Source organism: Acinetobacter sp. G18, assembly GCF_052660225.1.
Map to the genome: position 1 here is coordinate 2,496,981 of NZ_CP109658.1, position 19,103 is coordinate 2,516,083.

The 19,103-nt window shown below is 37.8% G+C and carries 18 protein-coding genes and 1 pseudogene; 11 read left to right on the forward strand and 8 right to left on the reverse strand.

Going from position 1 to position 19,103, the window contains the following annotated elements; all coding sequences use genetic code 11:
• Positions 1 to 100: 100 nt before the first annotated feature.
• Together NE363_RS11905 and NE363_RS11910 are read left to right on the forward strand one after the other, a co-directional pair.
• A complete protein-coding gene (locus NE363_RS11905; RefSeq protein WP_346790356.1) occupies positions 101 to 2,272 on the forward strand; it encodes a TonB-dependent siderophore receptor in 2,172 nt (723 codons plus the stop codon).
• A 48-nt stretch (positions 2,273 to 2,320) separates the two neighbouring features.
• Positions 2,321 to 2,998 (forward strand): hypothetical protein, encoded by a 678-nt coding sequence (locus NE363_RS11910; RefSeq protein WP_445535137.1) that lies wholly within the window; start codon positions 2,321 to 2,323, stop codon positions 2,996 to 2,998.
• Between the two features lie 53 nt (positions 2,999 to 3,051).
• Here the strand turns inward: NE363_RS11910 and NE363_RS11915 are convergent, their stop codons facing one another.
• A complete protein-coding gene (locus NE363_RS11915) occupies positions 3,052 to 3,522 on the reverse strand; it encodes a Csu type fimbrial protein (protein ID WP_004702585.1) in 471 nt (156 codons plus the stop codon).
• Between the two features lie 834 nt (positions 3,523 to 4,356).
• On the opposite strand from NE363_RS11915, the gene NE363_RS11920 reads away from it, so the two are divergent.
• Positions 4,357 to 4,794: a DUF2147 domain-containing protein gene (locus NE363_RS11920; RefSeq protein ID WP_025465118.1), complete on the forward strand. Its 438-nt coding sequence runs from the start codon at positions 4,357 to 4,359 to the stop codon at positions 4,792 to 4,794.
• A 95-nt stretch (positions 4,795 to 4,889) separates the two neighbouring features.
• On the opposite strand, the gene NE363_RS11925 is transcribed toward NE363_RS11920, so the two are convergent.
• The 3 genes and pseudogenes from NE363_RS11925 to NE363_RS11935 all read right to left on the reverse strand — a co-directional run.
• On the reverse strand, positions 4,890 to 6,194 hold the full coding sequence (locus NE363_RS11925) for an MFS transporter (protein ID WP_445535138.1): 1,305 nt from the start codon (positions 6,192 to 6,194) through the stop codon (positions 4,890 to 4,892).
• 263 nt (positions 6,195 to 6,457) lie between these two features.
• Positions 6,458 to 7,012 (reverse strand): TetR/AcrR family transcriptional regulator, encoded by a 555-nt coding sequence (locus NE363_RS11930; RefSeq protein WP_445535139.1) that lies wholly within the window; start codon positions 7,010 to 7,012, stop codon positions 6,458 to 6,460.
• Positions 7,013 to 7,674: 662 nt separating this feature from the next.
• Positions 7,675 to 7,839: pseudogene (locus NE363_RS11935) on the reverse strand (DUF6670 family protein); the annotation flags it as partial.
• A 94-nt stretch (positions 7,840 to 7,933) separates the two neighbouring features.
• Here NE363_RS11935 and NE363_RS11940 point away from each other — a divergent pair.
• From NE363_RS11940 to NE363_RS11975, 8 genes are all read left to right on the forward strand, one after another.
• The gene (locus NE363_RS11940; protein ID WP_174724327.1) at positions 7,934 to 8,392 is read left to right on the forward strand and encodes a DUF2946 family protein; all 459 of its coding nucleotides are present in this window, start codon (positions 7,934 to 7,936) and stop codon (positions 8,390 to 8,392) included.
• A 146-nt stretch (positions 8,393 to 8,538) separates the two neighbouring features.
• Positions 8,539 to 9,972: a cytochrome ubiquinol oxidase subunit I gene (locus NE363_RS11945; protein WP_191012943.1), complete on the forward strand. Its 1,434-nt coding sequence runs from the start codon at positions 8,539 to 8,541 to the stop codon at positions 9,970 to 9,972.
• A complete protein-coding gene (gene cydB / locus NE363_RS11950; RefSeq protein WP_445535140.1) occupies positions 9,969 to 10,973 on the forward strand; it encodes a cytochrome d ubiquinol oxidase subunit II in 1,005 nt (334 codons plus the stop codon). Before NE363_RS11945 ends, cydB begins: the two co-directional genes overlap by 4 nt.
• An 11-nt stretch (positions 10,974 to 10,984) precedes the next feature.
• The gene (locus NE363_RS11955; protein ID WP_134263338.1) at positions 10,985 to 11,092 is read left to right on the forward strand and encodes a DUF2474 family protein; all 108 of its coding nucleotides are present in this window, start codon (positions 10,985 to 10,987) and stop codon (positions 11,090 to 11,092) included.
• A gap of 20 nt (positions 11,093 to 11,112) precedes the next feature.
• Positions 11,113 to 11,337, forward strand: a complete 225-nt coding sequence (locus tag NE363_RS11960) for a helix-turn-helix domain-containing protein (RefSeq protein WP_049065792.1) — start codon at positions 11,113 to 11,115, stop codon at positions 11,335 to 11,337.
• A gap of 151 nt (positions 11,338 to 11,488) precedes the next feature.
• The gene (gene folE2, locus NE363_RS11965) at positions 11,489 to 12,391 is read left to right on the forward strand and encodes a GTP cyclohydrolase FolE2 (protein WP_445535141.1); all 903 of its coding nucleotides are present in this window, start codon (positions 11,489 to 11,491) and stop codon (positions 12,389 to 12,391) included.
• A gap of 129 nt (positions 12,392 to 12,520) precedes the next feature.
• Positions 12,521 to 13,081 (forward strand): gamma carbonic anhydrase family protein, encoded by a 561-nt coding sequence (locus tag NE363_RS11970; RefSeq protein ID WP_445535142.1) that lies wholly within the window; start codon positions 12,521 to 12,523, stop codon positions 13,079 to 13,081.
• Positions 13,071 to 14,426 carry a dihydroorotase gene (locus tag NE363_RS11975; protein ID WP_445535143.1) on the forward strand — a complete coding sequence of 452 codons (1,356 nt, stop codon included), beginning with the start codon at positions 13,071 to 13,073 and terminating at the stop codon, positions 14,424 to 14,426. The genes NE363_RS11970 and NE363_RS11975 overlap by 11 nt, the downstream gene beginning before the upstream one ends.
• Before the next feature lie 104 nt (positions 14,427 to 14,530).
• Here NE363_RS11975 and NE363_RS11980 read toward each other — a convergent pair whose 3' ends face one another.
• The 4 genes from NE363_RS11980 to NE363_RS11995 form a co-directional block, all read right to left on the reverse strand.
• Positions 14,531 to 14,767, reverse strand: a complete 237-nt coding sequence (locus NE363_RS11980) for a hypothetical protein (protein ID WP_445535144.1) — start codon at positions 14,765 to 14,767, stop codon at positions 14,531 to 14,533.
• 144 nt (positions 14,768 to 14,911) lie between these two features.
• The gene (locus NE363_RS11985; protein WP_039250617.1) at positions 14,912 to 15,844 is read right to left on the reverse strand and encodes an LpxL/LpxP family acyltransferase; all 933 of its coding nucleotides are present in this window, start codon (positions 15,842 to 15,844) and stop codon (positions 14,912 to 14,914) included.
• Positions 15,845 to 16,314: 470 nt separating this feature from the next.
• Positions 16,315 to 17,706 carry a putative bifunctional diguanylate cyclase/phosphodiesterase gene (locus NE363_RS11990; RefSeq protein WP_308965250.1) on the reverse strand — a complete coding sequence of 464 codons (1,392 nt, stop codon included), beginning with the start codon at positions 17,704 to 17,706 and terminating at the stop codon, positions 16,315 to 16,317.
• 345 nt (positions 17,707 to 18,051) lie between these two features.
• Entirely contained in the window at positions 18,052 to 19,083 is a 1,032-nt protein-coding gene (locus NE363_RS11995; RefSeq protein ID WP_308965265.1) for a sodium:calcium antiporter, read from the reverse strand.
• Positions 19,084 to 19,103: the final 20 nt, after the last annotated feature.

The following is a 19,103-nucleotide window of genomic DNA, read 5'->3' on the forward strand; positions in this document are numbered from 1 at the left end:
TTTACTCACTTTTTTGAGTCTAGTCAGCACTCTTGTTTGTTCGCTTGAATAGTCGCTCTTTTTTAGCCTTTCACGATTTTTATATCACTTAGGTATACTTATGTTTGCTTTCTCCCCGCGTAAAAATTTAATTACTGTTGAAATTTTAAAACATAGTAGCCCCTTACTTTTATCCCTCATCCCGATGATGTCTTGGGCAGAAACAACCGCGATTCAACCAGCACAACTAGAAACGATTAAGGTTCAGGCTGAAGCAGACTCAAGCTATATCGCAACACAAACAGCGTCGACGCTTAGAGGCAAACAAAAAAATCTAGAAAGCCCGCAAACTGTAAACGTTGTATCGAAGCAATACATGAAAGATTATTTGCCTGCAAACTTGGACAATGCACTGACTCAAGTCAGCGGCATTACGCAGGGCAATACTTTAGGTGGTACGCAAGACACCGTAATGAAACGCGGCTTTGGTGATAACCGTGACGGTTCAATTACTGTAAATGGCATGCCAATTGTGCAAGGCCGAACCATGAATGCGGCAGTTGAACAAGTTGAAGTTTTAAAAGGCCCATCTTCATTACTCTATGGCATTATGGACCCGGGTGGTGTGGTCAATGTCATTACAAAAAAACCTGAGACTACCCAGAAAACTGAACTTTCCGTATACGGCTCAAGCTTTGCTGCGGGTAAAAATGGTCTAGGTGCAAGCATAGATACCACAGGTGCAATTAGCGACAGTAACTTTGCTTATCGCTTTATTGCAGATCATTCCGACGCTGACTATTGGCGTAATTTTGGTAATCTCAAACAGACTTTAATTGCTCCGTCTGTCGCATGGGATAATGGTCAAACTAAAGTGAACCTGAGTTATCAATATCGTCACTTTGATGTACCTTTTGACCGCTCTACCGTTTTTGACCCGAAAACCAATAAAGCCCTACCGATCTCTAAATACCAACGTCTAGATGAAGCGTTTAACCAAATGAAAGGCGAAGATCATTTGGCGCAATTATTGGTAGATCACCAAATTAATGATAACTGGTCGGCTCACTTTGGTTATACCTACAACTACGAAACTTATGATGCTAACCAATTACGTGTAACCAAGTTAGATACAACTAAACACACCGTGACACGCCGTACCGATGCGACTTTAAATGCCCAAAGCGTAGACAGTAATGCTCAAGCATATATTAATGGTTCAACCAATTTGTTTGGTTTAAAGCATGATATTCAATTCGGTTCAGACATCGAATACCGTAAGTATTTCCGTCCAGATATGGTTCGTGGCAACACCTCAACTTTAGATTATTTAAATCCAAGTTATGGAACTGTTGAAGCATCTCAAAATGTGGTCGCATCAGATAGTGACCAAACAGATAAACTGCACACTTACGGTTTTTATGTGCAAGATGCAATTCACTTAAATGAAAAATGGATTGCTGTACTTGGTGGTCGTTACCTGAACTATCAACAAACTGCTGGGCGTGGCAGACCGTTTAAAGAAAATACCAATACTAACGATGATGCTTGGCTCCCACATGCAGGTTTAGTTTATAAATGGAATGACCAGCTTTCATTTTATGGTAGCTATACCGAGTCACTTAAGCCGTCTTCTTCAATTGCACCTTTGGGTGGCGATGCTGTCATTAACTCTGATGTTCAACCTGAACAAGCCAAGTCTTATGAAGTTGGTGCAAAATATGAGTTAAATGACCGCGTTAAAGCTAACTTTGCACTCTACGATATTAAAAAGCGTAATGTTTTAGCTAAAGTGACTAACTCATCGACTGGTGAAGTTGAACTACATACTACAGGTGCAGTACGTTCTAAAGGTGCTGAGCTTGACCTGACAGGACGTGTAACCGATCAGCTTGATGCAACGCTGACCTATGCGTATACAGATGCGAAAGTGACTGAAGATGAAAGTGGCCTTGAAGGCAATCGCTTAAATAATGTAGCGAAAAATACTGCTTCTTTAGCATTGGCCTATAACTATGGCGAACTTTATAATGGTAATTTACGTTTTGGCGTAAGCGGTAATTATGTTGGTAAACGCGCTGGCGATTCGGAGAATACCTTCGACCTGCCTGACTACACCCTTGCCAATGCCTTTGTAAGTTATGACACGACTATTGCCAAACAAGCAGTCACGTTCCAATTTAATTTAAATAATATCTTTGACAAAACCTACTACACAGCCAGTGTAAATAATTTGGCCGTGTCTCAAGGTGACTCTCGCCAAGCGGTATTACGTGCAACCTTTAAATTTTAAAATATGGGATCAGAGCAGTGCCTAAATCACTGCTCTTTTGAGAACATTATGAAAAAGCTTCTTTCCGTTGTCCTGTTGATTGGCATATTGTTTAGCTCAGCAGTTTATGCTCAAACGCGAATTGCCCTCATCTCTCAAGTTAAAGGTGCATCGGCTGGTACAGATATTGCCATTCAAAAATACTTGCAAAGCAAGGGCTATCAAGTTGAGATATTAGATCAATCTGTTTCACCAAACACCTTAAAGAACACAGATTTAGTCATTATTTCATCTACAGTTGCTTCTAAAAACCTTCAATCTGGTTGGCGTCAACTGCCCCTTCCACTCATGACGTGGGAAAACGATTATCTTGATGACTTGGCTATGACAGGTAAACGTATAAATACCGATTTTGGCGAAGTCGAGAAAGAACGTTATTTGTGGTTGGTCAATGCACCACACCCATTGTCTGCGCATCTTCCTGCCGGAACCCGCAATGTATATAAAGCTCAAACGCCTATGAGTTGGGGTAAGCCGGGTTTAGGTGCCACCATTATCGCAACGATTTATGGACAACCTGAGAAAGTCGCAATTTGGGGATATGAAAAAGGTGCAACCATGGATTATGAATCTTTAGCGCCAGCAAAACGGCTCATGTTCTTTCTTAACAATGACACGTTTACCAATCTATCTGACGATGGCTTAAAACTGTTTGATGCCTCAATTCAATGGCTCACCAACAAATAAAATCATTTATACAGCTCACAAAGTCTTATTGATTACACCTTGCAGAGCTGCGATTAGTAGACAACATTCACACGAACCCAATCTTCATACTTTGTAGCCTGCACATTGGTACTCGACTGAATGACTCCATAAATAGGAATATTTTCTTTCATTCCTGTTGCGATTCCTGAATGCATTTTACTTGCTACATTTCCCCAAATTTGAGTATGTCCTGCATCTTGATACAGTATATATGCGACAGAGGCAGGACTTGTAGCAGATTTAAGCTCAAAATTATTGTCGGAAGTTACGGCCAATTGATACGGTGTATTATGGTTACATTGGACAGTTACATCGGTTCTAGCGGCAGCAACTGGTTGCGCACGTACAACAGAACCGAAATCTAAATTTCCTTGAGTTGAGACTTCACAACTTTCTACAATAGTTAAGCTAACCTTTAATGACGTAGATGCGCTTGCAGCCTCTGCACTATTTATTAAGAGTATTCCCATAAGAGAAAATAAGGCGTGTTTAATGAGTTTCATTTCTTCTCCTTATCTTTATGTTCTAATGTCTTTTCAAATTTATAATGTCATTTTTCTGTTTTACTAAAGAAACAGTTTTTTCAGGTTCGTTTTATTTATAAAGCTTAATATTGCATACTGTCAATCGATAATAATCACATGATTTTCATATTATTCTTATAATTTGTGATGGATTAAACGTAATTTATTTAGTTTAAAAAGTAGTTGATGTTTTTTATTTGTATTAATTACATTTCTTCACTTATTTAAGAATTACTCAATTAATCTTCCGAAAAATTAAAGTTTTATGATTATATTTTTAGATAAAATATTTGTATTCAAGTTATTAAAATGTCGCTCCACAAACTCATATAAAATTTTTAACAATTAGAGGTTTTTGCAAATATTCCTAAAGCAATCTGTACAAGACAATAAAAAACAATCAGTTATTCCTTATTGTTTAAAGATTTTAGCTGCTTTATCAATAAGTTTAGAAACTTGATCTATCTGAGAAATTAGTGATGAATGATTCGGATTGACTACTATTGCACTTGAGTGAGTCTGCTTTGAAATTAATTCCTATATTCGGGGCTTCAAGACATTATCATTAGCTGTGATGAAATACCCTGTTGGTTTTACACGCCATACAGCTTGAGAAATTTTGAGACTGAGTAATTCTGTACATTCTCGCAATTGCATAAAAAAAGTGATTAAAATAATATAAAGCCCGATAAAATATAACTTTACATATTGTTTAGTTTATAGATTCAATACTAAGAAAACTGTGAAGTTAAATTTAAAATGAATAATTCTAGTGACTAAAACCATCTACCTTTAACTTGAGAAATCATGGATATGAAAAAATATTTATTATTACTTTTACTTAGCTTCTATTCGATACATTCATTTGCTTCGGACAAACTACATGGCAGTGTTTGGAAAACGATTGATGATGAAACAAATCAGCCTAGAGCACTGGTAAAATTTAGTGAAGATAAAAATGGTCTTCTAACTGCAAATATTGAAAAAATCCTTGTTCCAAGCGAAGCCAACAAATGTACGATGTGTGAAGGCACTTATAAAAACAAATCTTTAGTTGGTCTAACCATTGTCAAAAATTTAAAAAGCGTAGGTAAAAATAAATATGACAAAGGATCTATTCTCGACCCTCAGTCAGACAAAACTTATCGCTTTAGCGTCACAGTATCACCAGACGGCGAAAAACTTACCGCGCGTGGCTATATTGGTATTTCTGCAATTGGCCGAAACCAAACGTGGTATCGAGTTAAATAACTCTTGAACTAGCTTGTGACCTACTCTCTTTAGCTACTCACCGATCATAATTACGGTCTATATGTGCACTATATAAATGATGTGTGTAGACATTGTTATGATCGGTACTTAGCCTGAACAATCAGCATGATAATGACGAATAGCGAAGGTATTGCAGCAATCACAAACAAATGGGTAATGACCAAAAATTGAGAGAGATACCCACCAAATAGCGGCCCAATAACTGACCCTAAACGAGCAATTCCAATACTCCAGCCCACCCCTGTAGTACGAAGTGAAACTGGATAATAACTTGCAGAAAGTGCATTAATAGCAGGCTGCCCACCAACAATTGCGAAGCCAGCTATAAAAATAATTATAAATAGTAAAGCAATATGGCTAACAGCATAGCCAATTAAAGCAACACTCATCACGGCAACGATAAAAACAGGAATGAGTACTTTATAGAATCCTGTCTTATCAATTTTAAGTCCCATCACCACACTACCAATCGTTCCGCCTAACTGTAAGGTAGAGCCGATCATTAATGCCTGATTTAATGAAAGACCTGACTCTTTGGCTAAAGTAGGTAGCCAATTCGCCAGAAAATAGAGACTGATCATATTTAAAATACTGATGATCCAGATGGAATAGGTAAAAAATGCACGCTGATTTTTAAACAATTCAAGCGGCGACTTTTTAACCTCGACTTCAGTGTTATTAATGATTTTTATTTCTGAATTGAATGTTAATGCAGGATAAAATTTCTTTAACCAAAATAAAATTTTAGGCGTGTTTTTGTTATCTTCACTCAGAAAATATAAAGATTCTGGCATCTTAAAGTATGTAATAAAGAAAATAATTAAAGGGATAATACCGCCAAAATAAAAAATCGACTGCCAACCGCCCCAAGGAACGAGTAAGGCAGATATACCTCCCCCCAACATTGCCCCTACCGTATAGCCACAAGAAATGACCATCATGGTAAAAATACGAGATTTGTGTGGAACAATTTCGGAGCTATAAGCCATCACATTTGGCATGATGCCGCCTAAAAAAATTCCTGTAACAAAGCGGATTACGGTCAATTGCTCAATATTGCCGACATGGGGCGTTAACAGCATCAATATCGAGAACATAAAGGTCGAAATGAGTAGTATCGGACGGCGACCAAAACGATCAGAAAGTGAACTTAATAAAAATGATCCGACAAACAAACCAAATAAGCTTGCACTAAACACCACCCCTAACATGGTTTTTTGAACACCCCAGTCTTCTATAATCATTGGGGCTGCGTAAGCCATAGACTGAATGTCATAGCCATCCATAATCATGAGTAATAAACAGGTGATCAGAATAAATTTTTGATAACGTCCAACTTTTTGCTGATTGATCAAATCACTTAATGCAACTTCTTTCATGGTATTCCCTTCTCCATGACATGCTTTAAATTAATCCATTTTAATTACGTTATTCGTAATTTATTTACGACTGGCGTAATTAAAAATAGCAATATTACTCCCATAAAGTCAAAAAAATATTTTTTTCAATATAAACAATATATTAGGTGAAATTCTTAATTTCCCTAATTCATCACGTCAGCTTATTGCAAGCGGCCTTTGGTCTGCTTATCTGGCAAAAATCAAGCAGACCATACATGCTATTACTTACATTATTTTAAAATTCAGACAGATATTTTAAAAAACTGCTCCATCACAGCATCTCTTTCTTCCAAACTATTTGAGCTTAAAACTTGTAGCAGCAAACCATCTATCAGGTTTACCACCATGTTGGCATCGAATTTTGGCTCGCGAGTTTCACCGCTAAAAATCAAATCAAAAATTTCATGCAACAGCCATTTTCGATATTCAACTGCCATGCGATATGCCTGCGGGTAAAGCAGTTTTATTTCAAAAATAGCTTTAAGTAAAAAGTTATACAGACTGTTTAAATGGGCATGGAAAACCACTATTTTTTTGAGTTTATCGATTGGTGTTCGGTAATGGTTTGAATAAATAATAGAGAGCACTTTTTCTTTGAGCAGGCTCTTTTGAAAGGCAATACACATTTCGATTAAGCGTTCTTTAGAGTGGAAATAGTTGTAAAGCGTACCTTTGGCAATTTGGGTTTCTTTAACAATCAGGTCCACACCTACATGATGAAACCCATGTATCGTAATGAGTTGTATGGTGGTTTGAACGACATGTAGTTTTTTGGAAGAGGTTTCTAAATTTCGCATAGTTTTACCGTTATAAAATTCTTGTTGTTTCTAAAAAAAAGCTGCGCCCTTTTGGGAAAAAAAAAGGCACAGCAAAGCCGTAAGACAGTGCATGGCACATCTCAAGTTTGTTGTTGCTAAGTTTTAAGTAAAAATGACTTAAAGCCTGAAAACCTTACGGCGCTCAAGCTGCTGTAAATTTTTAAGCTGTATCGTTATAGCTTTTGGCAAAGGGTGCCAAGAAATGATGGATGTGCAAAGCCAACTCCTTTTTTATTGGGAGTTCTGCCGACATGAATAGAAATTATGGTGGCAGAACGAAAGAGGGTTGACAGACTGGTGAAAGATATAACCAGCACACCCGAAGGTGTCCCCCTTCCGTCCTACCGCTACAAAAAGGGAGACGAGGAGTTTACACATAAGAGTATTCCTCAGACGGAATAACTCTGATGCGATCTTTCATTCAGCCTGTCAAAGCCGGCTGGCAATGTGGCCAGCAGGCAAAGGATAGTAGCCCGACTTCTTTCAGTCAAGCACACAAAATGACATTTGTTTTAAATTAGATCATTAAAAAAGTAAGGCTAAACAATGAGTAGGTTATTGTTAAATTGGGATTATAAAATACATATTTTTTCCAATTGAGTTAGAACATTATCTACAGAATTAAGCATTAAAATGATTTTTTATCTTCGATCTATATATTCTAAGTAGCCTCGCCCACTCATTTTTTGAGAAGAAAATTCACCTTCCCATTGATAGCCAGAAACAAATCCAGCAGCCAACCCGAAACAATATGGAGTGTCTACATGTGCTGAAATATCTAAAACCTTTTGGTTATTGTGATAAGCAACTATAAAAAAATCTATTTATGCCTTTAAGAAGTCAGATTTTTTGTTATAGTGTTGCGCAACTGATTTCCATAAAGTGATTATTTGGGTGTCAATGGTTTTAGGCAGATTGCTTGGTTTAGCAGCAATCTTGTTACAAATCGCTGTTTTCTTACAGCCATTACTACCAGAGAAATATCAAGTTTCTCCAGTATGTGAGACTATTGCCCAAGCACTTCAACTCAATCATTCTTCAGAACAGCATTCTCACCATTCAATGCATCATGATGATTTATCTCATCATCAAATGCATGATATGACCTCTTCTTCCGTCACTAAAGCTGAAGCGAAGCAAAATACGACACATCATCATGATGCGGGTCATCAATGTCAGTACTGTGTTGTTTACAGTCACGTGTTGCCTTTGCCAGATCTGGATTTAAAGCAAATTCTGGTCAGAATTCAGGTTCGGTTTCTTGCTTTTCTAGAAAACTTTTTTCATGTTTTCTTTAAGCTTCAACAGCTCTTTCTTATTCCCCAAGGCCGCGCCCCACCTTTATTACTATCAGTCTAACTTGATACTCAAAACTTTATGTTTTGAAAAAAATATATTTTTCAAGAGATTATAGTAATGCTTTCTTTTCAAAATCATGCTCTTAAACGAGTAGAGATAACTACAACTGTCGTTTTAACAAATCAAATAAAATTTGAGGTGCTCCTATGACTCTAGGTTTAACAGCACTTGAATTGGCTCGAATCCAATTCGCATTTACCGTTTCATTTCATATTATTTTCCCTGCAATCTCGATTGGTCTTGCAAGCTTCCTTGCTGTTTTAGAGTGGCGTTGGCTGCGTACCAATGACGCTATCTATAAAGATCTTTTTAAGTATTGGGTCAAAATCTTCGCGGTTGCATTTGGAATGGGCGTTGTCTCGGGTGTAGTCATGAGCTATCAATTTGGAACCAACTGGAGCGAATTTTCAAGATTTGCAGGTGGAGTTACAGGCCCTTTACTCACCTATGAAGTTCTTAGTGCTTTTTTCTTGGAAGCCGGTTTTTTAGGAATTATGCTGTTTGGCTGGGGCCGTGTGGGTAAAAAAGCTCACTTCTTCGCAACGCTTATGGTTGCGATAGGTACCTGTATTTCAATGTTCTGGATTTTATCTTCAAATAGCTGGATGCAAACCCCTCAAGGGTTCTCAATTGAGAATGGCATAATAGTTCCTCAAGACTGGTTTGCAATTGTATTTAACCCTTCCTTCCCTTATCGACTTGCGCATATGGCAATCGCAGCTTTTATGGTTGCAGCTTTACTTGTAGCAGGTACCGCAGCTTGGCATTTAATTAAAGGTCGCCGTGACGAGTTAATAAAAAAGTCGTTTTCTATGGCTCTTTGGCTGATTTTAATTTTAGCGCCAGTACAAATCTTTGTCGGTGATGCACACGGTTTAAATACCTTAGAACATCAACCAGCAAAACTTGCAGCAATGGAAGGTCATTGGGAAACCAATCATAACGAGGGAATGCCACTGTACTTATTTGGTATTCCAGATATGCAAGAAGAACGCACTAAGTATGCGATTTCAATTCCAAATCTTGGAAGCTTAATTCTTACTCACTCCAAAGATGGTAGCGTAAAAGGTTTGAAAGATTTTGCACCAGAAGATCGTCCGAATTCGACTGTAGTATTTTGGAGTTTCCGAATTATGGTCGGGCTTGGCATGCTTATGCTGCTTTTGGCACTTACAGGATTATGGCTAAGAAAAACTGGCAAGCTTTATGAGAGTAAATGGTTTCATCGCTTCGCTTTAGTTATGGGCCCGTCAGGTTTTATTGCTTTACTTGCAGGTTGGTTTACTACAGAAGTTGGACGTCAACCTTGGGTTGTGTATGGGGTCATGCGAACTAAAGATGCATTATCTCCCGTATCTGCCGAACAAGTCGGACTCACGCTCATTATTTTTGTTTTGGTTTATTGCATCGTATTTGGAATCGGCATTTATTACATGCTGAAATTGATCAATAAAGGCCCTGAGTTCATTTATAGCCAAGTTAATGAGGTTGGTGGTGTTGGACACTTTAAAACACCAATGCGCCCGCTAAGTGCAACTGATGAACATATTGACGATCAAGGTCAAGGAGCATCTTCATGATTGATTTATCTTTGATCTGGATTGTCATTATTGCAATTGGCGTATTTATATACGTCGTACTTGATGGTTTTGATCTAGGCATTGGAATCTTGTTTCCTTTTATCAAAGGCCAGCAGGAACGCGATGTAATGATGAATACCGTTGCACCTGTCTGGGACGGTAATGAAACATGGATGGTACTTGGCGGTGCTGGTTTGTTTGCGGCATTCCCGATGGTTTATTCAGCAGTTTTATCTGCTTTATATTTACCTATTATTCTCATGGTGATCGCTCTAATTTTCCGCGGTGTCGCTTTTGAGTTCAGATTTAAGGCGAATCGAACCAAATACTTATGGGATGCTGCTTTTATTGGAGGTTCTGTTTTATCAAGTTTCTTACAAGGCGTCATTCTTGGTGCGTATATTCAAGGTATCCATGTTATTGACGGTCGCTATGCAGGCGGCGGATTAGATTGGTTAACGCCTTTTTCAGTTTTTACAGGGTTCGGCGTAATCATTGTATATGCAGCACTTGGTTGCGGTTGGCTCATCATGAAAACTGAAATGCAATTACAAAAGAGTATGTATCGCTTAATGCCAAAACTAATTATGACGCTATTCTTAGTTTTTATTGCTGTGAGTGTTTATACCCCATTAGCTCATCCGGCTATTGCAGCACGTTGGTTCAATGCGCATCAGCTTCTTTACTTTAGTCCGGTACCTATTCTGGTCGTAGTTTTTACTTATCTCACCATTAAAGCCTGTCAAAAACAGCAAGAATCAATGCCCTTCTTATATACCTTGGCTTTAGTATTTTTGGCCTATACAGGTTTTCTGATTAGCATTTTTCCATACGTTATTCCGCCATCAATTACGATTTGGGAAGCCGCAGCGCCTGCCAATAGTCAATTGTTTGCGCTTATAGGCGCGCTCATACTTATCCCTATTATCATCATCTATACCATTATGGCTTATTGGGTGTTTAGGGATAAAGTACGTATAGGTGATGAAGGTTATCACTAAGAGTAAATGACATGAAATTATCTAAATTCCAATGGTTTATTTTACTATGGGTTGCTGGTTTCTTAAGTCTACTCATTGTTGCAATGTTCTTTAGATTACTTTTGCAGCTTGCTTATTAAAGGAGGATCACACAGTGGATATGCCCTCCATCATGCAAATGGACGAGCAAGAGTTTGGCTATGAAATTATCAGAGCACGGCGCCAAATGAAAATTTCACAAGCTCAACTTGCAAGTAAGCTAGGAATATCAATACGCACTTTAGAAAGTTGGGAAAGAGGAATTAGGCACCCTTCTAAACCGTCTCAAGCACTTATTCGGCTATTTATTAAATCACCCGAATTTGTTTTGAAAAATCTGACTTAACAAGAAAAGACCATGCACAAGCATGGTCTTTTCTACTTTATTTTTTACTTAATTAAAATTTATCAAGGTACTTAAGCCATCTAGCAAACTTGCCAGCTATTAATGTTATGTTATAACATAACATTAATTTCATAATTTAAGTTCTTAATAAATGAATCTTGTTCTCCCAGATATCTCTGCCGAGCCAACTTTACCAAATGCTTATAGCCACCGCCTTGATTGGGTCGGTATGGAAAACATCGCCTTACCAATCCGTATTGAAAATACTTTATGCTCAAGTCAGGTCAATGCTTATGTCAGTTTAGATGATCCCTTAGCAAAGGGCATCCATATGTCACGTCTGTATACACGTCTTTTAGAGTTAACATCCCTCAAAAATATTAATATGCTCGATCTAAAATTAGTCTTAGAAGACTTTTTATACAGCCATCAAGATTTATCGCAGCATGCAAAAATTGAAATTCACAGTAGCCTTTATATCGAACGACCAGCATTAGTCAGCAAGCTTTCAGGGTGGAAAAGTTATCCTTTTGTTTTGTCATGCCAACTCTTTAATGATCAATTCGAGGCAGAATTAAAAGTCGAGATTCCTTATTCTTCAACCTGTCCATGCTCTGCTGCACTTTCAAGAAATATTATTCAACAACGGTTTGAGTCTGCATTACAGAAGCAAGAAATTCGACTTAATCCCCAAGACATTATTGAATGGTTAAATACTACAGATGCAATTGCAGCAACGCCACATAGCCAAAGAAGCTTTGCTCTCCTTCAATTTAAATTAAACCAAGACTTTCACGAAATTCCACTCATCGCGTTTATAAACCAAGCTGAACTAGCCTTAATGACACCCGTACAAACTGCTGTAAAACGGGTTGATGAACAAGCATTTGCGGTTGCCAACGGCCAAAATTTAATGTTTTGCGAAGATGCATTAAGACGACTTTATGGCTCATTTATACATCACAAATATATTCATGGTTTCAAATTTAAAGTGACTCATGCAGAAAGCCTGCATGCACATGATGCTGTGGCTCAAGGGTCTTGGCAGTGGTAGGACTTTCTATAAGCAACTAAAACTACGCGTTATCGGGTTGAAAAAACCTGTTTTTCCCATGAGTTAAATAGTTTCAGCTTATCCCTCTCACCATCTCAACTTAAATAAACTGATCTAAACGGTAATTCCATGCTACGTAAAAATCCATCTGGCCATCTCCCTGTTATTGATCAATCAGCCTATGTCGATCAAACCGCTATTATTTGTGGCAAGGTCATTGTTCATGCCAATGTATTTATTGGTCCTTATGCCGTAATTCGTGCAGATGAAACCGACGAAAATGGAGAAATGCAACCTATTATTATTGGCGCAAATTCCAATATCCAAGATGGTGTTGTGATTCACTCCAAAGCTGGTGCATCAGTAGTGATTGGTGAAAGTACATCAATTGCTCATCGTTCAATTATTCATGGGCCTTGTGAAATTGGTCACCATGTTTTTGTGGGTTTCAACAGCGTCATATTTAACTGCAAGGTCGGTAATTACAGCGCTATTCGCCATAACGCAGTCGTCGACGGACGTGATTTACCGAACCATTTTTATGTTCCCGCAATGAGCTACATCAACCCTAAAACTGACTTAAACCAATACCCTCCGGTTGATATCTCTATCAGTGAATTTTCAGAGAGTGTTGTCTCAACAAACATTGAGTTGGTCAAAGGCTATAAGGCATTACACAATGAGTTTTAAACCCTATTCTAAAATTATTATTCGAGATGCCAATGTAGTGAATGAGGGAAAGCAGCAATCTGTAGATGTACTTATTCAAGATGGACGAATCAAAAAAATTGCACCAAGCATTCCTCATGTTGTTAACGCTAAAACAATTCACGCTAACGGAAACTGGCTAATTCCCGGAATGATCGATGATCAAGTCCATTTTAGAGATCCAGGCTCAACACATAAAGGCAGTATAGCTTCGGAATCTATGGCAGCAGTCATTGGTGGAATTACCAGTTATATGGATATGCCAAACACAAATCCACCAACCCTATCTTTAGATGCCTTAATACAAAAAAAGCAAATAGCCGCCCAATATAGCATGGCAAATTATGCCTTCCATTTTGGAGTAAGTTCTGCAAATTTAGATATTGTTGAACAGCTTAATCCCAAGCTCGTCAGCGGTGTAAAAGTTTTTATGGGCGCCTCTACTGGCAATATGTTGGTAGATGACCCACAAGTGCTTGAACGTTTATTTGCAAATGTCCCAACCATTCTTTTAACGCACTGCGAATATACACCGCGCATTAAAGAAAGAGAAAAATTATATTTTGAGAAATATGGTGCAAACATTCCAGCACATATGCACCCTAAAATTCGGGATAAACAAGCCTGTTTTGAGAGTTCACGTTTAGCTGTCTCTTTAGCAGAAAAATATGGAACTCAACTGCATGTTTTACATATTAGTACAGCCAAAGAATTATGCTTGTTTAAAGATTTGCCCTTAAATTTAAAGCATATTTCTGCGGAAGTATGCATTCATCACCTTAGTTTTGATGAATCAGACTATGCTGCGCTTAGCCATTTAATTAAATGTAATCCAGCCATTAAAACCCAACAAGACAAAGATGCACTTATCACTGCCATCGCTCAAACTAATCGCTTAGATATTATTGGTACAGATCACGCACCGCATACATGGGAGGAAAAACAACAATCCTATTTAAAAGCACCATCTGGCCTTCCGTTGGTTCAACATGCTGTTCCAGCACTCATGGAACTTGTGGCAGAAAAAAAAATAAGTATAGAAACAATGGTGAAGAAAACATCACACCAAGTCGCTGATTTATTTAAACTCAAAGATCGAGGATATATACGCGAAGGCTACTGGGCAGATTTGGTTCTGCTTAAAGAAAATAAAGAAGCTATTACTGTTAAAGATCAAAAAAACTATATGCGATGTAACTGGACTCCATTTCAAAACAAAAGCTTTCGCTATGAAGTTGATACAACTATTGTTTCAGGACAGTTGGCTTGGCATCAAAATCAGTTATTTCTAAGTTGTCGAGGTGAAGCATTGGACATAGACAGATAACTCAAGTGAAAATTTAAAAATAATTAAATTAGATGTTATAACTTGTTCAGATTGAACCATAAAAAACCCGCAAAATATTGCGGGATTTTTTGTAGTGCGTTGAATTACATATGACCGCGTCCGCGGCTATGCATATCAGACCCATGATCGCCATGTGCTTTATTATGATAGTACCCTTTACCATGATGATTACCATGATAAGCATAAGCTTTACCATGATGCATACCGTGATAAGCATGACCATAACCATGATTTGAGCCGTGGTAACCATGGCCTTTTGCAAAGGTCGGAGCTGAAAGCGCGATGACCAATGCAGCGAAAATATACTTAATGTACTTCATACAAAACTCCTTTTTATTGTAGTACTGGAATTTAAAGTAATACATAAATGTACAGCTAGAAACAAGTGAAAATCTGTACAGGAGCGTAAGCTACCAAGCAAAGATAAGAAGCAACTCTATCTTAAATAATGAAAGCAAAATCTATCAGTAGAATTTTGCCTCACCAATCGGACGAGTTTTAAACCGTCTATGAAACCACATGTATTGTGTTGGGGCGATTCGAATTTGGTTCTCAATAATTTTATTGACGCGTTCAGCATCATTTACTTCGCATTCACTTGGAAAGTTTTCAAGTTTAGGTTCGACGAGCACATTGTATTGAGGGTTTCGAATATCCCCACTTCTATAAAAATATAGCGGTATTGCAACAGCATTTGAAATATCCATAAGTCTACGGTGGGCTGTTACTGTTGCCGCCTGTATTCCAAAAAACGATGCCATCACACCTTGCTTCAAACCAAAGTCCTGATCAGGGCTATACCAGATTGCATGACCATTTTTCAGTTTCGAAATTAAGCTACGCATGTTGTCTTTCGCAATTTGGTTTTTATAAACCCGAGCACGACTACGATGAATGAGAAAATCCATAAAAGGATTATTTTGCGGTCTATACACCACATCCATATCAAAAAATAAGGTACATGCAGCGCCACCAGCATCTAGTAAAGTACTATGTGTGCCTAGCAACAAGATACCCTTATCCCGATTCTGTTCCAGATGTTCCAAGCCTTCTATACGAACTCTTTTTTTAAACCATTCAGGACAATACCAAGCGTTTAAGGCTTCAAATATCCCTATCATGGTGTCTTTAAAGACTAGTTTTGCTTTGGCTTCAATTTGCTCAGGTGTTTTTTCAGGGAAACAAGCTTGTAAGTTTCTTAATGTTGTTTTCCGTCTCGAAGCTAATAATATCCAAGCAATTTTTGAGAAAACCTTTGCTAAACGCCACTGGATTGCCCAAGGCAAGTAAGCAAGAAACATGAGAATAAAAGCTGCGAACCAGATACCCCAATATTTTAATGATAGAAAGGAAAATTGAAACTGCCCAGATTGATACTGCGGTTCAGATTTCGTCATACTGTAAATATCTAGAGGTATAGGTCTTCATCCTAACACAGCCCGAATCTACATCCGTTTGCAAAGTGTGTCTTAATATGTAGATTAATTTATTAGAAAAATTTATATCGCGTAATGACGACCCACCATGTTTGCTTTTAAAATTATATAATATTTAACAATTACTTATATGATTTTAGTTTGCGGAATTGGTTTATAAATCATAGATAAAAATTAGAAATCCACACCTCGTATGACTTGCAAAAATTCCGAATATTCATCTTCATTTTCGAAAGTAAATTCTACGTCTGAGCCATCTGCGAATCGAACAAGAACAGAACTTAAATCAGAACTGGTTGTAAATTTAACAACTTGTTCAAGATTATAATGTGTTGAATCTACTTGGTAATATTTATATTCTCTTGGCATAGCAGCGTTCTATTATTTTATGAGATGTCACTACTATAGAACAAAATTTAGATCCGTTTTACTTATTTATTAAAAGTTGGCAACTGTTTAATAAAGTCATTTAACGGCATTGGAACGCCCCATAAATAACCTTGAAACTCGATACAACCATTATTTTTAAAAGCATAAAATTGTTCGGCTGTTTCTATTCCCTCTACTAACACTCGAAGGTTTAAATCTAGACCAATTTTAACAATACCCGAGACTAATTTATAACTGCGTTTATCATCCAACGCTGCCTGTACAAAGCTACGATCAATTTTGATTTGTCTAATTTGCATTTTTTGCAAATAACTTAAAGATGAATAACCTGTTCCGAAGTCATCAAGAGAAAGCTGAACTCCTCTTTCCGATAAGGAATTCATTTTTTCAATCATGCTCACACAATTGTTCAAAGCAATATTTTCAGTAATTTCCAAGATAAGCCGAGATGGATTTATGTCATACCTATGAATCATGCAAATTACGGTTTCCTCGAAGTTAGCTTGCATGAAATGATCAGCGCTAATATTGATTGAAAGTGTCAAATCTTTAGTCTGTTCTTGTTTACTCCAATCTTGTAAAACTTTGCAGGCTTGAGCTAAAACCCATGTACCTATTTCAGGCATTAATCCTAATGTTTGTGCCGCAGGAATAAAATCTTGTGTGGGAACAGAACCCAAAACAGGATGATGCCATCTGAGTAAAGCCTCGGCACCAATTAACTTTTCAGAAGCATTGACTTGAGGTTGATAAAACAATTCAAATTGCTCTTTTCCGAGTGCTAGACGTAAGTCTTTCGCCATGGAATCTTCTATTTGTATTTCTAATTGCATGGTATAGATAGATATACAAATCATGAGCGTGGCGACGCAAATAGCAATCCATCGACCATGACTCCGAGTATTTTCCGATAGCGGTATAGCATGATCTAAAGTAAAAGAGCTGCCACTAAAAAATATAAAGCATGCGATTGACAGTAAAATTAAAACGAGTTGTAAGAAACTCGGATTTCTGCGGTAGTTTAAGTATCCTAATATTGCCCCAGCAGGCAAAAACAAATGAGCAACTTGAGGATGATGAGTAGTCGCTATATCAAAAAATACGCAAAAAACGACTGGAAAAACAAGTAGAACAGCTTGAGATAAAAGAATACCCGCTGAAATTCGATTTATATAAATGAGAAAAAAACTAAAAATGGAAAGCAGTGTAAAAACAATATCCATATAAACAATGATCCACATTTTTGAAAATGCGAAATATATGGTCCAGAACAAGCAAAAAATAATACAAATAAAGATATTTGCTTTAGCTGCGATGGTAAGCTGCTGGTCTTTTATGTTGTGGTAATTATTTTTACATTTTTTTAAGTAAGACGAAGCTATCATAGGTAAATCAACCATAAATATAACAAAAGCAGTAACATTGCCCTTCATGCTCTATTTCAGAATTTAACAATCAAACTTAATTTTCTATAAAGTTTTTATTTATCTTTTATGCGTTTAGAAAGTATTTTATTACACAAAATAAAGTTCATTTGTTTAATAAATTTAGTCAAAAAAGAGGACTTTTCAAAGACCCCATAAGTTTAAATTATGATTCACTCAGGGTACAAGCCTCTGCTACTAAGGTACAGGGCATAAGTTATGAAAAATAAGACAATTGGTTAATTATTTACCGATTTTACAAGGTTATTAGCTCATCGTTTTTTAAGATTATCTAATCAATAGCAAATACAACGACTGAAACGCGCTGGCACATGTCCAGCGCGTTAATATTTATCAGAGATAAATCACAACTAAAATTGCGAAAACACCATACAGCGCACTTACTGCAACCAATGATCGGTCATCGACTGTGCCACGGCGGAATAAATTCCACAGAAATACAATCGCTAATGCAGTAATAATGCCAGAGGCTAACAACAAGGTATCAAAGCGCCACGGCGTAAAGAAAATACCTAATGCACTTGGTATGGTGGCCTGAATCATCATGGCACCAGAAATATTCGCTAAAGCCAAACGCTCTTTACCTTGGCGTACCCAAATCAGCGCATTCATAATCTCAGGTAATTCGGTAGCAACTGGACTCAGTAATAAAGCAACCAAATGTGGCGGCCAACTTAGCGCTGTACCAATCGCTTCAAGCTGAGCAACAAAAGTATGCGACGCAACACTAATTACAACCAAAGCGACCAATACTTGTAGACCAGCCCACCCTAGTGACGGTTCGGCTGTGTTTGGACGGAACTTGAGCGGTTCAAGGTCTTCTTCATCGGAAGATGTATCAGCTTCCTTAATCTCACGCCAGACATAAGCTGCATAAGCCGCTAAAAATAGAATGCCTAACCAAGGTTTGATGGCAAATGCGACTAAACCAAGCGCTACTTTTAAAACAAAGATAGCAAGGAACGAGACTTGATCTCGTCTTAAACGGGCATAATCAACTTGAACTTTATGCGAAGTTCGAGCTAATTTTTTGCGATGAAGCATCAATACCAGACCGACTACGGCGTAACCCAAGGTCGCTAAAACCAATGGGCCACCCATTGCAGCACCAACACCAAGGTCTTTTTGTTCTGGGGTATCACCAAATACGACGGCCATAAAGGTCACCGCACTTTCAGGTAGCGCTGTACCAAAAGCTGCGAGTACCGAGCCTACTGCTGTTGCACCAAGATTAAGACGCTTACCAAACCATTCAATTCCATTGACGAAATATTCACAGGCTAGGTAAATTGCCGCGGCGGACACAAAGAATAAGATGAACGTGAGGAGCATAGGAATAGTCCAGCCGGGCGAATAAGAAACCATTGGCACGACAACGCTCCTCG

What these genes read in the sequence shown, in the direction of transcription:
- NE363_RS11995 (WP_308965265.1), bottom strand. Translation starts at nt 19,083, where the DNA reads ATGGTTTCTTATTCGCCCGGCTGGACTATTCCTATGCTCCTCACGTTC.
- NE363_RS11990 (WP_308965250.1), bottom strand. Translation starts at nt 17,706, where the DNA reads ATGAAGGGCAATGTTACTGCTTTTGTTATATTTATGGTTGATTTACCT.
- cydB (WP_445535140.1), top strand. Translation starts at nt 9,969, where the DNA reads ATGATTGATTTATCTTTGATCTGGATTGTCATTATTGCAATTGGCGTA.
- NE363_RS11970 (WP_445535142.1), top strand. Translation starts at nt 12,521, where the DNA reads ATGCTACGTAAAAATCCATCTGGCCATCTCCCTGTTATTGATCAATCA.
- NE363_RS11960 (WP_049065792.1), top strand. Translation starts at nt 11,113, where the DNA reads ATGCCCTCCATCATGCAAATGGACGAGCAAGAGTTTGGCTATGAAATT.
- NE363_RS11945 (WP_191012943.1), top strand. Translation starts at nt 8,539, where the DNA reads ATGACTCTAGGTTTAACAGCACTTGAATTGGCTCGAATCCAATTCGCA.
- NE363_RS11910 (WP_445535137.1), top strand. Translation starts at nt 2,321, where the DNA reads ATGAAAAAGCTTCTTTCCGTTGTCCTGTTGATTGGCATATTGTTTAGC.
- NE363_RS11980 (WP_445535144.1), bottom strand. Translation starts at nt 14,767, where the DNA reads ATGAAGTACATTAAGTATATTTTCGCTGCATTGGTCATCGCGCTTTCA.
- NE363_RS11985 (WP_039250617.1), bottom strand. Translation starts at nt 15,844, where the DNA reads ATGACGAAATCTGAACCGCAGTATCAATCTGGGCAGTTTCAATTTTCC.
- folE2 (WP_445535141.1), top strand. Translation starts at nt 11,489, where the DNA reads ATGAATCTTGTTCTCCCAGATATCTCTGCCGAGCCAACTTTACCAAAT.
- NE363_RS11925 (WP_445535138.1), bottom strand. Translation starts at nt 6,194, where the DNA reads ATGAAAGAAGTTGCATTAAGTGATTTGATCAATCAGCAAAAAGTTGGA.
- NE363_RS11940 (WP_174724327.1), top strand. Translation starts at nt 7,934, where the DNA reads ATGGTTTTAGGCAGATTGCTTGGTTTAGCAGCAATCTTGTTACAAATC.
- NE363_RS11955 (WP_134263338.1), top strand. Translation starts at nt 10,985, where the DNA reads ATGAAATTATCTAAATTCCAATGGTTTATTTTACTATGGGTTGCTGGT.
- NE363_RS11975 (WP_445535143.1), top strand. Translation starts at nt 13,071, where the DNA reads ATGAGTTTTAAACCCTATTCTAAAATTATTATTCGAGATGCCAATGTA.
- NE363_RS11920 (WP_025465118.1), top strand. Translation starts at nt 4,357, where the DNA reads ATGAAAAAATATTTATTATTACTTTTACTTAGCTTCTATTCGATACAT.
- NE363_RS11905 (WP_346790356.1), top strand. Translation starts at nt 101, where the DNA reads ATGTTTGCTTTCTCCCCGCGTAAAAATTTAATTACTGTTGAAATTTTA.
- NE363_RS11915 (WP_004702585.1), bottom strand. Translation starts at nt 3,522, where the DNA reads ATGAAACTCATTAAACACGCCTTATTTTCTCTTATGGGAATACTCTTA.
- NE363_RS11930 (WP_445535139.1), bottom strand. Translation starts at nt 7,012, where the DNA reads ATGCGAAATTTAGAAACCTCTTCCAAAAAACTACATGTCGTTCAAACC.